The sequence below is a fragment of the Streptomyces sp. NPDC055962 genome, from assembly GCF_042270185.1.
Classification (GTDB): Bacteria; Actinomycetota; Actinomycetes; order Streptomycetales; family Streptomycetaceae; genus Streptomyces.
Window position 1 is genome coordinate 260,591 of sequence record NZ_JBHJYN010000010.1, and the last position, 13,294, is coordinate 273,884.

Genomic DNA, 13,294 nt, shown 5'->3' on the forward strand with positions numbered 1-13,294 from the left:
GTCAGCTCGGCCAGTCGTGCCCGAGGAAGGCGGTCCAGGTGGCGGGGGAGAGTGTGAGGGGCGGGACGGTGCGGTCCTTGGAGTCGCGGACGTGGACGGCGTGGGGGCAGATGGCCACCTCCACGCAGTTGCCCTGGTCGCCACTGTGCGTGGACGTGGTCCAGGCGACAGCGACTTCGACGCATTCGCCCTGGTCGCCGCTGTAACTGCTGGTGAACCAGATGAGGTTGGAGGTCATAGAGCCGCTGCCACCTGTTCGATCAACTTGGCGGACTCCTCAGGGCTGAGGGCCTGCGCCCGCAGAATGCCATACCGGGCGAACAAGTCGCTCAGCTCGGGCTGCTCGGTGACGAAGAATCCGCCGCTCTGCCCTTCGACATAAGCGAGTTGGTCCCGTGCGGGATTCTCCAACAGGACCATGGGGCCGTTCAGCGCGGAGTGCGTCCGGCGGTCGGGCGGCATGACCTGGACCTCGACATTCCTCAGCCGGGATACGTCGAGCACGTGGTTCAGCTGCTCCTTCAGGACGTCCTCGCCGCCGATGGGCCGGGTGAGCGTGATCAGCTCCAGCACGAAGCTGACGACAGGAGCGGGGCGGCGCCGGAGGAGGGTTTGTCGTGCCAGCCGCACCTGGACCGGGCGTCGATCTCGTCGTCCTCCAGCGGTGGGCAGTGGCAGCCGAAGACGCTGCGGGCGTACGCGGCGGTCTGAAGGAGGCCCGGGATCACGTGGTTCTCGTACCAGTGGAGTGCGACGGCGACGGCTTCCTGTTCCGTGTACTCCTCGGTCCATGCGGGCAAATGGCTGAACCGGAGGGTCGCCCCCGCCGCCAGCAGTGCACCCTGTGCACCCAGCGCCTCGTCCGCGCGCGGGACGAAGTCGTCCTTCGGCGGTCTCGCGCCGCGTTCCACCATCGCCACCTGGGACTGGAGAAACCGATCTTCGTGCCCAGCGCCTCCTGCGAGAGTCCCGACCGTTCGCGGTAGAACCGCAGCAGCGCGCCGAACATCTCCGCGTTACCACTTCCAGGTTCACCGGAGTGCACAACTCCACCCCCTAAGTACACAACAGTGCACAGTCGGCCTGTGACGCTGGTCACGGTACGTGTTCGCCGTCACGCTTGGCTCATGGATCAGAGAAGTTCACCGGACCCGGCCCCCTGCTGGGTTCCCGCGAGCGGGCATGCGCTGCGGCATGTCGGCGTCCACTTCGACGCCGTGCGCCTCATCGGGCTGGCGGGTGACCAGGTGGCGTACGAGCTCATGCAGTTCACGGACTTCAGTGCGGGCCCCATCGTGCGGTCGAGCATCGGCGAGCGGAGTACGTACTTCTTACTGCCGCCGAGAAGTGCCGCCGCGTACCGGTGGCCGACCGGGGCGCGGTTGATGGGCCGTGATCTGCGGTGTGACGCCTTCGTGGGAATTCCCGCGCTGGAGGGCCGGACCTGGCCGCTGGACTGGCGGTCGCGACCGACCGGGGAGGCGCCGTTCGTGGAGGCGAAGCTGCTGTACGAGGTGGCAGTGGACGTGCTGGCGGGGCCAGTTGGGCCGTGACCGAGGCCTGGGGGCATATGCGGACATGCACCCCGTGGCGTGCGGTACCGTAATCGCGTCATCACGTTCCGTGCATCTGTTGTGCACGGGCGGCCCCCGGAGGTGCTACCAACACCAGCCCGAGGGCCTTCACCCGAGTGGAAGAGACCCACCGAGATGCTTCGGCATGCTATCGCGCCCTCGCGGCGCTTCACGAAGGCTTCGCACGACGTCGTCCGCCATGCGCGGCTGACCAGTGACGCGAAGATTCTCCTCCTGGCCGTCCAGGGGCTCCCCGACGACCAGGCCGGTCGGCCGCTCGGTGAGCACGCCCGGAGGCTGGGCATCACGGGGCGCGCGTATCAGAAGGCCAAGGAACTGCTGGTCGCGCACGGTTACGTCCACGAGTGGCGTGAGCAGGGGGAGCGAGGGCGGTGGGTGACGGAGCAGTTGCTGTCCAACGTGCCTCTCGCTCCCGAGGAGGCGGCCTCACTGCGCCAGGGGCCGGCCGAGGGGCCTCCGAGTGCCCTGGGACCGGCGGTCGGTGAACCAGCCGGTCGGGTGGTCGGTCCTCAAGTACCGGTGGACGAAGAACAAGAGAAGAACTTTCCCCGCCCACCCTCCGAAGCCGAGCCGGAAGCCGAGCCGGAAGCGACGCCGGATGCCGGGCCGCCGGATCTCCGGTCGGAGACCGGGGCCGGGCTCGGCGCGGAGGCGGCGGAGGGAGAGCGTGTCCTGCTGTCGCTGCGTCATGTGCGGCGGGAGCTGTACCTCGGGGTGAGGGAGGCCAGGGGGCTGGCGGAGCTCGCGGCCCGCTGGCTGCTGCGCGGGGTGTCGGCGGATGAGCTACGGCGCGTGCTGACCAGCGAACTGCCCCGCGAGGGGGTGCGGTCGGCGGTGGGCTTCCTGCGGTTCAGGCTGCTCCACAAGATGCCGCCGGAGCTGCCCGTGGAGGCCGCCCCGCAGGCTGCCGGGCCTCCGCGTGTGCCGGAGTTGCTGACCTGCGCGGCGGCCTCCGAGGGTGAGGCACCGGGCCCTGGCCGACCCGGAGGCCGACGGGCAGTCGTGGCGGCAGCGCTTCGCGAAGCTGGGGGTGGCAGCCGACGGGGAGGGGGCGGCTCAGGTGGCGCCGTAGCGCAGCCCGTCGACGAGCAGGGCGATCATCCGCCGCGTGTGGCCGCTGCCGTCGTCCTCGGCGGACAGGGTCAGGTTGCGGGTGGCGGTCAGCAGGTCGTCGGGGCTGATGTCGGAGCGGATCTCGCCTGCGTCGACGGCGGTGCCGATGAGGGTGGTGAGCACGGGCATCAGGCGCTCGTCGAAGTAGCACGGCAGGCTGTCGTAGGCCGTGTCCCCCGAGTGCAGGGCGGCGCTGAGTCCGCGCTTCGTGGCGAGGAAGAGGGCGAAGCGCTGGAGCCACTCGGCGAGCGCGTCGGCGGGGGCGTGCCGCGCGGCGAGGGCGGGTGCGGCGTCGGCGCAGGCGTCGACCTCATGGCGGAAGACGGCGGCGATGAGGTCCGAGCGCTGCGGGAAGTGCCGGTAGAGGGTGCCCGCTCCGACGCCCGCCTTCGCGGTGATCCGGCGTACGGGCGCGTCCACTCCCTCGACGAGGAACACCTCGGCCGCCGCCGTGAGCAGGGCGTCGGTGTTGCGGCGCACGTCGGCGCGCACGCGCTTGGAGGGTGCGGCCGTGGCCGCGCCGCCCCCGGCTTCCCGGGCCGTGTCCTCGCTCACGATGCATCCCTTGCTAAACGGAACACTGTTCCGTATTGTCGGTGCTGAACGTTGTTCCGTTTTTCAGCCTAGTGCCCGCACCTGGTGTGAGCCATAGCGCGAGGAGCTTCATGAAATACCGCACACTGGGCCGGACCGGCATCCAGGTCAGCCCGTACTGCCTGGGCGCGATGATGTTCGGCGCCATGGGGAATCCCGATCACGACGAGTCCGTCCGGATCATCCACAAGGCGCTCGACGCGGGCATCAACTTCGTGGACACCGCCGACGCGTACTCCGGGGGTGAGTCGGAGGAGATCGTCGGAAAGGCGATCAAGGGCCGCCGGGACGAGGTGGTCCTGGCCACCAAGGCGTACCTCCCGATGGGAGACGACCCCAACATGCGCGGAAACTCCCGGCGTTGGCTCGTCCGCGCCCTGGAGGACTCCCTGCGCCGCCTGGGCACCGACCACGTCGACCTGTTCCAGGTCCACCGGCCCGACCCGGAGACCGACGTCGAGGAGACGCTCTCCGCGCTCACCGACCTGGTGCGGGCGGGTAAGGTCCGGAGCATCGGTGCGTCGACGTTCCCCGCCTCGGACATCGTGGAGGCCCAGTGGGTCTCCGAGCGGCGCGGCCTGGAGCGCTTCCGCACCGAGCAGCCGCCGTACTCGATCCTGAACCGGGGGATCGAGCGCGAGGTCCTGCCCGTCTGCGAGCGCTACGGCATGGGTGCCCTGGTCTGGAGCCCGCTCGCGGGCGGCATGCTCACGGGCCGCTACCGCAAGGGCCGTACGGCCGACACCCACCGGGCGGCGTACGGCTTCGCGCACCTGCGCGACGAGCGGCGGCTGGACGCCGTCGAGGAGCTCCTCACCGTCGCGCAGGACGCCGGCATGTCGCTGACCCACATGGCGACGGCCTTCGCGATCGCCCACCCGGGCGTCACCTCCGCGATCATCGGCCCGCGCACCATGGAGCACCTCGACGACCTGCTCGCGGGCGCGGAGACCACGCTGGACGACGAGCTCCTCGACCGGATCGACGCCATCGTGCCGCCGGGGACCGACGTCGGGACGCTCGACATGGCCTACGACTCCCCGGCGATCGCGCAGGTGCGCCTGCGCCGCCGTCTGCCCGACGGGCGCGCCGCCGCCTGACCCCGGAACGGGCTCCGTATGCCCGTCCGGAAAGGCGGGGCCTGGCAGAATCCCCCGTATGGCGGACATCATCTCGCGCGACGGCACCTGGAGTTTCGACGGGGACACGGTGCGGATCGTCCCCGGCGGCAAGGCGCACCCGGTGCGGCAGGCCCTCGGCGAATGCGCCGTACCGCTCCAGGCGGTGGCGGGTGTCTCCTTCGAACCGGACCGCAAGGGCGGCCGTCTGCGGCTGAGGCTGCGCACCGGCGCGTGCCCCGTCCTGCGGGCGGCCGACGGACGGCTGAAGGGCGCCTCCGACCCGTATCAGCTCCTGGTCGAGAAGGGCCGTACGGGCGTCGCCGAGTATCTCGTCGACGAGATCCGCAACGCCCTGCTGATCGAGCAGGTGCCCGACGGGCCGGTGGACCGCTTCCTGCTGCCGGGGCCGTCGGTGCCGGTGTCGGGGGGCGGCGGGGACGGCACGGCGTCCTTCGACGGCGACGCGGTCCGCCTCACCTGGAACTGGAAGGCTGAGGAGTCGAAGGAGGCGGGCGGCCCGGTCAGCATCCCGCTGGCGGAGGTGACCGGGGTGCGCTGGGTGCCCTCCATCGGACTGGAGAACGGCTCCCTGCGTTTCGACCGGGGAGGGGCTGTGTCGTCCGCCCCTGCCAAGTTCGACCCGTACTCGCTGGAGTTGTGGGGGCTGTCGAAGCGGGAGTACACCGCGGTCCTGGTCGCCGCCGCCGTCCTCGTACGCCTGCCGGGAGCCGCCGCACCCGCCCTGCCCGCCGCCCCGCAGGAGGCCGCTCCGGCGCCCGCTCCGGCGCCCGCTCCGGCCCTCGCCCCGGCTCCCGACGACCACGACGTACTGCTGAGGAGGCTGCGCGAACTGGGGGAGCTGTACGAGGCCGGCGTACTCACGGACGAGGAGTTCGCCGTCGCCAAGCAGGCCGTGCTGAAGCGGCTCTGACCGGGCCTCGGGCGCGGACCCGGTCCCGGCTGCGCGGCCGCGGTCCACGCGCGCCTGCCCGCGGGGACGACGGTGAGCACGCTGCCCGTGGTGCCGCCCGCCCTGTGCCGGCCACCAGTGATCCCTGTGGTGGAACAGCGATGACATCCTTCCTACGCGAGCCTGCGCAGAACGGCCAGGAGTTCACGGTGTGTCGGTGCTCGTGCGTAACGTGCACGCCCGACACCCCTGCGCGCAGGGGAGGGCGGAGGGGCATATGGACGACCGTGTGAAGTGGCCGACCGGGCGGGACGAGGAAGCCGCGCTGATCATCAGGACCGACTACGGCGACGAACCGGCGTGGGAGGCGGTGAGGGCGGCACTGATGACGGCCCGGGGGGAGATCGACGACATCGAGCCGTTCGTCCACGTCGTCGACGATCCGGAGTGGGCCGGTGCCACGCCCGCCGACGTGCTCCACGCGGCATCCACGCACGCGGAGCGCCACGAGGTCGTCTACCTCGCCGACGGGACCTCGATGCACGGGGCTCCCGTCACGTTGCTCGCGCTCTCCCTCCTGACCAGGGACCGGTGTGAGGACGATGAGGAGTTCGAGGCGTACGGAGGCTCGTTCCGGGTGGTGCCGTACGGGATCCACGAGATGAACGCGAACCTGATGATCGCCTCCATGGACTTCGGTGACTTCACGGACGCGGCCAGGAGCGATCCCGAGGGAGTCTTCCGCGGCTTCTCCGGCGCCCCGGCCGCGTGAGCGCCGGGGAGCCCTGGCCGATGGGCGTCGTCCTGGGCCGGACGGCGCAGAACTCGTTGCCCTCCGGGTCGCCGTCCGCCCGAGCGGCTGCGACCCCGTACGCCTGCCGCAGGTCAGTCGAGCGGGACGGGCTCCTTCGTCATCGGTCCGCCCGCGTCACCGGTGTTGACCGTCCCCGCCGGTTCGAGGAGCAGGACGGAGGTCTCCTCGTCCGCCACGGGGCAGTGCTCGACGCCGCGCGGGACCACGAAGAGCTCGCCGGGGCCGAGTACGACGTCCCCGTCCCTGAGCCGGATGGTGAGACGGCCGGTGACGACCAGGAACAGTTCGTCGGTCTCCTCGTGCGTGTGCCAGACGAACTCGCCCTTCACCTTGACCAGTTTGACCTCGTAGTCGTTGACCCCCGCCACGACCCTCGGTGACCACAGCTCGGAGAACCGGGAGAGCTTGTCGGCGAGATTCACAGGGACGGGAGGCCGAGTCATGGGGAGTCCTTCCGGAAGCCGGTCGAGCCGGGGTGGCCCCCGCTCGCCCGCACGAGTCTGCCCGGGCGGCCCGCCCCCGTCCTGTCCGTTTCAACGGGTGGGATCCGCCGCCCGCTCTCCACGGCAGAGGGGTACTCCTGTGCGAGCACTCACCGTAACCGGCGGTCTTCGGGCCGAACTGCGCGGTGCGGGAGGAAAAGACGGGGACGTACCGGGACAATGGCGCACGCGCCATCCCAGAGGCGCCCGAGCCCTTTCCGGCGCTCGCGACGTGCCCGACGGCAGGCGCGCGCACCGGAGACGGGGTAGATCTAGGAGGACCCGTGGTGGATGTCCCGGTGGACCAACTGACCGGTGTGGTCGACGGTGCGCGTGCGCGGGCCCGTGGGCAGCTGCTCGAAGCCGGCCTGGAGCTGTTCGGGGTGTACGGCTACGCCCAGACGTCGGAGCAGGCCCTGTGCGAGATGGCCGGCGTGCCCGAGGAGGTGCTCTGGGAGGAGTTCGGCTCCCGGGAGGGCCTGTTGACCGCGCTGCACAACCAGATCACCACCAGCGGACTGCGGGCGGCGGAAGTGGCCCTGCTCTCCGAGGGGATGGACGACTGCCCGATGGCGCAGCGCTTCCGGCGGCTCTTCGACGCCTACGTGTCGGCCGTGACGCGCGACCTGCGCGAGGCGCGCGTGACCTTCGTCGAAGTGCTGGGCGTGAGCCCGGCGGTGGACGCGCACTGCAAGCGGTGGCGCGATCTGTGGACCGACTTCCTGACCGGTGAGGCCGAGCGTGCGGCGGTGCGCGGCGAGGCGGAGGAGCGTGACCACCGGGTCGTGGTGATGGTGATGGTCGGTACGGTCCACGAACTCATGGCTCACCACGCCCGTCGCCCGCGCAGGGCCCGGCCGGACGAGGTGTCGGAGGAGCTGACCCGGCTCGGGCTGGAGATGCTGGGCGCCGCACCCAAGCCGGACTAGCCAACCGGCCGTCACAGCGCGATGCGGGCCGCCACCGGCAGGTGGTCGCTGCCGGTGGCGGGAAGGGTCCACACGGCCGTGACCTGCGCGGACCGGGTCAGGATCTGGTCGATGCGGGCCAGGGGCAGACCTGCCGGCCAGCTGAAGGCGAACGAGGGCTCGGGCCGGCTCATCAGCGAGGTGACGGGAGCCAGACCGCGGTCGTCCAGTGTGCCGTTGAGGTCGCCGAGGAGGATCACCCGGTCCAGGGGCTCGGCGGCAAGGGCCCCGGCCAGGAGCTTCGCGCTCGCGTCGCGCCGCCCGGATGCGAGCCCGGTCGTCGGGCCGATCCGGACCGAGGGCAGGTGTGCGACGTACACGGCGGCCTCGCCCTGCGGCGCACGGACGGCGGCCCGCAGGCCCCGGTCCCAGCCCTCGCCGACTCCCTCCGGCCTGATGTCCACCAGCCGTACGCCGGTGAGCGGGTGCTTCGACCAGAGCCCGACCGTGCCTCGCGTCGCGTGGTGGGGGTAGTCCGCCGCCAGGGCTGCCCCGAACACGGGCAGGGCCGGGGCCGTCAGCTCCTCCAGGGCGATGAGGTCGGCGTCCGTCCCGGCCAACGCCCGTGCGGTGGAGGCCGGGTCGCGGTTCTCGTCGCTGACGTTGTGCTGGACCACGGTGAAGGCGCCGTCCGCCGCCGGACCCGTGGACAGCCGCCCGCCGTAGAGGCTGAGCCAGGCGACGGCGGGCAGCAGCAGCGCGGCTGCCGCCGTGCGTGAGCGGCACAGGAACGCCAGGACCAGCAGGGCGGGGAGCGCCAGGCCCAGCCAGGGGAGGAAGGTCTCCAGCAGACTGCCCGGGCGTCCCGGGGTGTTGGGGACCAGGCCGGGGAAGACGAGCAGGGCCGCCACCAGGACGCAGAGCCCGGCGACCACGCGGCCCCGTCTCCGGCCCCGGCCCTGCGGGTTCTTCATCGTCACTCGCTCGCGCTCCGGTCCGGACGGCTCCCACGCAGTCCTGTGGGTGAGGACGCGGGCCCTCCGCCGCCCGGTTCCCGGACGGTCAGGCCGCTGCCAGCGCCCCCGCGTACGGGCCGCCCACTCCCCAGGCCTGGTGCATCGCGTCGGCGAAGGCTCCGGCGAGCTTGTGCTCGCCGGTGGGGCCGGGGTGGGTGCCGTCGTAGGTGTCCGTGTGGATGTCGTACCCCGCGGGGTGCGGGGCCAGCAGGACCGGGGACGCGGGGGTGTCCAGGTCGGCCACCGCCTTCGCGAGCAGCGTGTTGAAACGGTCGCACTCGGCGGCGAAGGGGGCGTCCGACTCCGCCCTGACGTTCGGTATGACGGGGAGCAGCACCATCTTCACCCCGGGGTTCGCGGTGCGGGCCGCCGCGATGAACTCCCGTACGTTCGCCGCCGTCTGGCCGCTGTCCGTGTAGAAGCCGAGGTCTATCAGGCCGAGCGAGACCAGCAGGACGTCCGCGCGGGCCGCCGACACCGTGTCCGCGATGACCGGTGCCATGTGGAGCCAGCCCTCGCCCCAGCCCGCCAGGTGACGGCGTGCGGACGCGGGGAACGCCGGGTCGCCGTAGGCGTGGGAGAGCGGGGCGCCGGCCTGGGTGTCGTACAACTCGGTGCGCGGGCCCGTGATCGCGTAGCCGCCGTCGCCGAGGGTCGCCTCAAGGTGCTGCCACATGCGGTAGCGCCAGGTGAAGTCGCCGGAACGCCCGATGGTCATGGAGTCGCCGACGAAGAGAAAACGCATGGCGACATCATGGCCGATCACCGCTCCGGCCTGCGACGTGACAGTGGACACTTGTGGGATGAGATCGCTGCTGACCGTCTCCGCCGCCGCTGCCCTCCTGTTCCTGACGGGGGCGGTGCCCGCCGTCGCGGACGACGGGGACGGGGCGGACAGGACGTTCACGATCGAGGACCCCCGGATCACCGAGTCCAGCGGGCTCGCCGCCAGCCGCATCCACCCGGGGGTCTACTGGACGCACAACGACAGCGAGGACGGCCCGTACGTCTACGCCGTCGACTCCCGCACGGGGAAGACGGTCGCGACGATCACCATGAAGGGGGTGGGGGAGCCCCGGGACGTGGAGGCGGTCTCCCTCGGTCCCGACGGGAACCTCTACGTCGGTGACATCGGCGACAACCTCGACGGCTCCTGGGACCACGTCTGGATCTACCGCTTCCCCGAACCTGAGCGCCTCGCGGACGCCACGGTGCAGGCGACCCAGTTCGACGTGACGTATGCGGACGGGGCGCGCAACGCCGAGGCGATGATGGTCCATCCCAAGACCGGGCGGGTCTACATCGCCTCGAAGAACGAGGACGGCGGCGGTCTCTACGAGGGTCCCCGAAAGCTCACGACCGGTGGGAACAACGTGTTCCGGCGGGTGGGCGAGGTGCCGTGGGTGACGGACGGCGCGTTCTCGCCGGACGGCAGGAACGTGGTCTTCCGCTCGTACTTCAGCGCCCGGGGCTACGCCTTCGAGAACGGCAGGCTCGGCGCCGACCACGCGGTGGGCGTGCCGCTCCAGGGGCAGTCCGAGTCGGTGACGTACACGGCGGACGGCTCCGCCATGATGTTCGGCTCCGAGGGGAAGAACAGCGAAGTGGTGCGCGTGGAGGTGGAGGGCTTCGACAAGGGCAGCAAGGCACCGTCCCCGAACGGCGGGGGCGGCGGGACGACGCCCGGGGACGACGGGGGCGAGGGCGGCCCGGGCAAGGGCACCGCGACCGGGGGCGTCGTGGCCGTCGTCATCATCGTGCTGGCCCTGATGGCGGCCAGGCGGCGCCGCGGCTAGTCCGTCGCGCGCAGTGGCACAGTGGAAGTCCGACCCACCTGCCTCCCGGAGACCGATCCCCTCATGCGGCTGCTGCTCATACGCCATGGTCAGACCCCTTCCAACGTCAAGCGCGTCCTGGACACCGCCGAGCCCGGCGCTCCTCTGACCCCCCTGGGGCAGGAGCAGGCCGCCGCCCTCCCGGATGCCCTGGCAGGGGAGAAGATCGAGGCCCTCTACGCCTCGACACTGCTCCGTACGCAGCTCACCGCGGCGCCCCTGGCGGCACGGACGGGGCTGGAGGTCCGGGTGCGGGACGGCATCAGGGAACTCTCCGCCGGCGACCTGGAGATGCGCGGGGACGACGAGGCCATCGAGACGTACATGACCACGGCCTTCGCCTGGGCGGCGGGCGACACCGAGCTCCGCATGCCAGGCGGGGAGAGCGGGACGGAGGCCATGCGCCGCTTCGACGCCGTCGTCGAGGAGGCCGCGGGCACCGGGGCCGGGACCGTGGCGATGGTCAGCCACGGCGCCGCCATCCGCATGTGGTCGGCGGCCCGCGCCGGGAACGTCGGTATCCCCTACGCGTCCGTGCGCGAGCTGCGGAACACCGGCGTCGTCATCCTCTCCGGCGCTCCCGGCGAAGGCTGGCGCGTCCTCCACTGGGAGGGACGCGCGGTGGGCGCCGAGGACAGCGGGACCGGGGCGAGCGGACCTGCCGGGGAGGCGGTCGACGGCGCCGAGGGGTAGGGCCCGGCCCGCACCGCACGCGGGGCGTGTGGTGCGGGGAGCCGCGCGAGGGGGCGTGTGGTGCCACATGCGTCTCATGTGGCGCCGTATGGCGTCTCGTGGCGCCACATGGCTCCGTGTGGTGCCACATGGGGCCAGCGGAGGCATCTGATCGGCGGAAACAATGCGTGGCGCCGCCGTGGCGCGCGGCGTAGATTTTCCATTTTCCCAGGTCAGGGCCGTTGGTGGCGGACGTGTGGACGCTTGGACGCGGTGAGGGCTTGCGTATGGCGCCACTGTGGTGCCATCATGGCGTCATGGACCTCACGCCGTATGTCGACAACCTCCGCCGCGAACTCGCGGTGGCCGCCGAGGCCGGTGGCGAAGAAGCACGCGAGCTGGCCGAGCGCCTCACCGCTCCCCTGGAGTCGGCGACCCGCCTGACGATGCTCAACGTGCTCTCCGCCGCGATGGACGAGATCACCCGCGAGCTGGCCCCCGGCTCGGTCGACGTACGGCTGCGCGGGCTCGACCCCGACTTCGTGGTGACACGGCCGGCCGGAGCCGAGGCCTACGAGGCGGGCGACCGTCCGGCCGAGCCGCTCAAGGCCCCGGCCCCGGCGCCGGCCGACGGCGACGAGGGCGGCACCGCCCGCGTCAACCTGCGCCTTCCCGCCCACCTCAAGGCCCGCGCCGAGGAGGCCGCGAACAGTGAGGGTCTGTCGGTCAACGCCTGGCTCGTGCGGGCCGTGTCGGCCGCGGTCGACGGCGGCCGACCGTCGCGCACGGCGGAGAACACCCGGGCCACCCGCACCGTCGGGCAGAGCTTCACCGGCTGGGTGCGCTAGCCGCGCCCCACCCCGCACCACGTCACCCACACCACGTCACCCCCACCACGTCCTGCCAGCCGGGACGCCGCGAAGACCCAAGAGGACGGGACAGCCATGCCTTCTTTCGACACCCCCGCAGCGATCTCGGTCACCGCCCACGTGGAGGCCGGTTCCATCCGCCTCGTCGCCGCCGACCGCACCGACACCCTCGTCGAGGTGCAGCCCCGCGACCCGAAGAAGGACCAGGACGTACGGGCCGCCGAACAGACCGAAGTGCACTGCGCGAACGGCCTGCTGACCATCAGGACCCCCAAGCAGCGCTATCTCGTCGGGCGCACCGGCACCGTCGACGTGGCGGTCGAACTGCCCACCGGGTCGAAGGTGGAGATGACCGGGGCCTGGGCCCAGGTGTACGGCGAGGGCCGGCTCGGCGAGGTGCGGGTGAAGACCTCGTCGGGCGACGTCCGCCTCGACGCCACCGGGCCGCTGCACCTGACCGCGTCCCACGGCAGCATCACCGTCGAGCACGTGGCGGGGGCCGCCGAGATCACCACCAGCTCCGGCAGCATGCGCATCGGCACCATCGAGGGCGCGGGCGTCCTCAAGAACTCCCACGGCACCACGATCATCGGCGACGCCCGGGGCGATCTGCACGTCCGCGGCGCCAACGGTGACATCCACGTCGAGCGCGCCGAGGCCTCGGTCTCCGCCACCACCGCCCACGGCACCCTGCGCGTCGGAGACGTCGTCCGCGGGACCGTCCAGCTGGAGACCTCCTACGGGGCCATCGAGATCGGCATCCGGGAGGGCACGGCCGCCTGGGTCGACGCGGGCTCGGGCTCGGGCCAGGTGCACAACGCGCTCACCGAGTCCGGGAGCCCGGGGTCGTCCGAGGACACCGTCGAGGTCACGGCCCGTACCCGCTTCGGCAACATCGAGATCCGCCGCGCCAGGCCCTGAGCGTCACCTGGTCCCGAAGAGCCGCGCCAGGCCCTGAGCGTCACCCGGTCCCGAAGACCAGCGCACTCCACCCACGTCAGCCTTCAGAAGTCTTCAAACGGAGGACTCCATGCCTTTTTCTGTCATGTCCATGTCTAGTTCGAGTGAGGTCGGGCCGGTGCCCGTGGCCGTGTCCGCGGTCGGGTTGCGGAAGTCCTACGGGGACAAGACGGTGCTGGACGGTGTCGATCTGCGGATTCCGGCGGGGTCGGTGTTCGCGCTGCTGGGGCCGAACGGTGCCGGCAAGACGACGGTCGTGAAGATCCTGTCCACGCTGATCTCCGGGGACGGCGGTCAGGCCCAGGTCGGGGGTCATGACGTGGTCACGGAACCGCAGGCGGTGCGGGGGGTGATCGGGGTGACGGGTCAGTTCTCGGCGGTGGACGGGCTGATCACGGGTGAGGA

15 protein-coding genes and 1 pseudogene are annotated in these 13,294 nt (G+C 71.6%); 10 read left to right on the plus strand and 6 right to left on the minus strand.

Annotation, left to right across the window (positions count from 1 at the left end; all coding sequences use genetic code 11):
* Position 1: 1 nt before the first annotated feature.
* Complete coding sequence (locus tag ACFC51_RS26655) at positions 2-238, minus strand: DUF397 domain-containing protein (RefSeq protein WP_376369247.1); 237 nt, start codon at positions 236-238, stop codon at positions 2-4.
* Positions 235-1,009: pseudogene (locus ACFC51_RS26660) on the minus strand (helix-turn-helix domain-containing protein). Before ACFC51_RS26660 ends, ACFC51_RS26655 begins: the two are co-directional and overlap by 4 nt.
* A 118-nt stretch (positions 1,010-1,127) precedes the next feature.
* Here ACFC51_RS26660 and ACFC51_RS26665 point away from each other — a divergent pair.
* Positions 1,128-1,553, plus strand: coding sequence for a hypothetical protein (locus ACFC51_RS26665; RefSeq protein WP_376369245.1), 426 nt, complete (start codon positions 1,128-1,130; stop codon positions 1,551-1,553).
* Between the two features lie 1,098 nt (positions 1,554-2,651).
* Here ACFC51_RS26665 and ACFC51_RS26670 read toward each other — a convergent pair.
* The gene (locus tag ACFC51_RS26670) at positions 2,652-3,263 is read right to left on the minus strand and encodes a TetR/AcrR family transcriptional regulator (protein WP_376531182.1); all 612 of its coding nucleotides are present in this window, start codon (positions 3,261-3,263) and stop codon (positions 2,652-2,654) included.
* A 110-nt stretch (positions 3,264-3,373) separates the two neighbouring features.
* Between ACFC51_RS26670 and ACFC51_RS26675 the strand changes: the two genes are divergently transcribed.
* From ACFC51_RS26675 to ACFC51_RS26685, 3 genes are all read left to right on the plus strand, one after another.
* Complete coding sequence (locus ACFC51_RS26675; RefSeq protein WP_376369242.1) at positions 3,374-4,402, plus strand: aldo/keto reductase; 1,029 nt, start codon at positions 3,374-3,376, stop codon at positions 4,400-4,402.
* A 58-nt stretch (positions 4,403-4,460) separates the two neighbouring features.
* Positions 4,461-5,354 carry a DUF4429 domain-containing protein gene (locus tag ACFC51_RS26680; RefSeq protein ID WP_376531184.1) on the plus strand — a complete coding sequence of 298 codons (894 nt, stop codon included), beginning with the start codon at positions 4,461-4,463 and terminating at the stop codon, positions 5,352-5,354.
* A 256-nt stretch (positions 5,355-5,610) separates the two neighbouring features.
* Complete coding sequence (locus ACFC51_RS26685) at positions 5,611-6,105, plus strand: DUF6924 domain-containing protein (protein ID WP_376531186.1); 495 nt, start codon at positions 5,611-5,613, stop codon at positions 6,103-6,105.
* A gap of 113 nt (positions 6,106-6,218) precedes the next feature.
* Here ACFC51_RS26685 and ACFC51_RS26690 read toward each other — a convergent pair whose 3' ends face one another.
* Complete coding sequence (locus tag ACFC51_RS26690; RefSeq protein WP_376369239.1) at positions 6,219-6,590, minus strand: cupin domain-containing protein; 372 nt, start codon at positions 6,588-6,590, stop codon at positions 6,219-6,221.
* A gap of 323 nt (positions 6,591-6,913) precedes the next feature.
* Between ACFC51_RS26690 and ACFC51_RS26695 the strand changes: the two genes are divergently transcribed.
* Positions 6,914-7,558 carry a TetR/AcrR family transcriptional regulator gene (locus ACFC51_RS26695; protein ID WP_376369238.1) on the plus strand — a complete coding sequence of 215 codons (645 nt, stop codon included), beginning with the start codon at positions 6,914-6,916 and terminating at the stop codon, positions 7,556-7,558.
* 11 nt (positions 7,559-7,569) lie between these two features.
* On the opposite strand, the gene ACFC51_RS26700 is transcribed toward ACFC51_RS26695, so the two are convergent.
* Complete coding sequence (locus ACFC51_RS26700; RefSeq protein WP_376531188.1) at positions 7,570-8,511, minus strand: endonuclease/exonuclease/phosphatase family protein; 942 nt, start codon at positions 8,509-8,511, stop codon at positions 7,570-7,572.
* 88 nt (positions 8,512-8,599) lie between these two features.
* Positions 8,600-9,298: a GDSL-type esterase/lipase family protein gene (locus ACFC51_RS26705; RefSeq protein WP_376531206.1), complete on the minus strand. Its 699-nt coding sequence runs from the start codon at positions 9,296-9,298 to the stop codon at positions 8,600-8,602.
* Between the two features lie 58 nt (positions 9,299-9,356).
* On the opposite strand from ACFC51_RS26705, the gene ACFC51_RS26710 reads away from it, so the two are divergent.
* The 5 genes from ACFC51_RS26710 to ACFC51_RS26730 form a co-directional block, all read left to right on the plus strand.
* Positions 9,357-10,349 (plus strand): WD40 repeat domain-containing protein, encoded by a 993-nt coding sequence (locus ACFC51_RS26710; RefSeq protein WP_376531190.1) that lies wholly within the window; start codon positions 9,357-9,359, stop codon positions 10,347-10,349.
* A 63-nt stretch (positions 10,350-10,412) separates the two neighbouring features.
* Positions 10,413-11,081: a histidine phosphatase family protein gene (locus ACFC51_RS26715; RefSeq protein ID WP_376369235.1), complete on the plus strand. Its 669-nt coding sequence runs from the start codon at positions 10,413-10,415 to the stop codon at positions 11,079-11,081.
* A gap of 296 nt (positions 11,082-11,377) precedes the next feature.
* Positions 11,378-11,908, plus strand: a complete 531-nt coding sequence (locus ACFC51_RS26720) for a toxin-antitoxin system HicB family antitoxin (RefSeq protein WP_376369234.1) — start codon at positions 11,378-11,380, stop codon at positions 11,906-11,908.
* Positions 11,909-12,004: 96 nt separating this feature from the next.
* Positions 12,005-12,850, plus strand: coding sequence for a DUF4097 domain-containing protein (locus tag ACFC51_RS26725; protein WP_376531192.1), 846 nt, complete (start codon positions 12,005-12,007; stop codon positions 12,848-12,850).
* Positions 12,851-12,974: 124 nt separating this feature from the next.
* Positions 12,975-13,294: ATP-binding cassette domain-containing protein (locus tag ACFC51_RS26730; protein ID WP_376531208.1), on the plus strand; the 320-nt coding region annotated here is incomplete at its 3' end.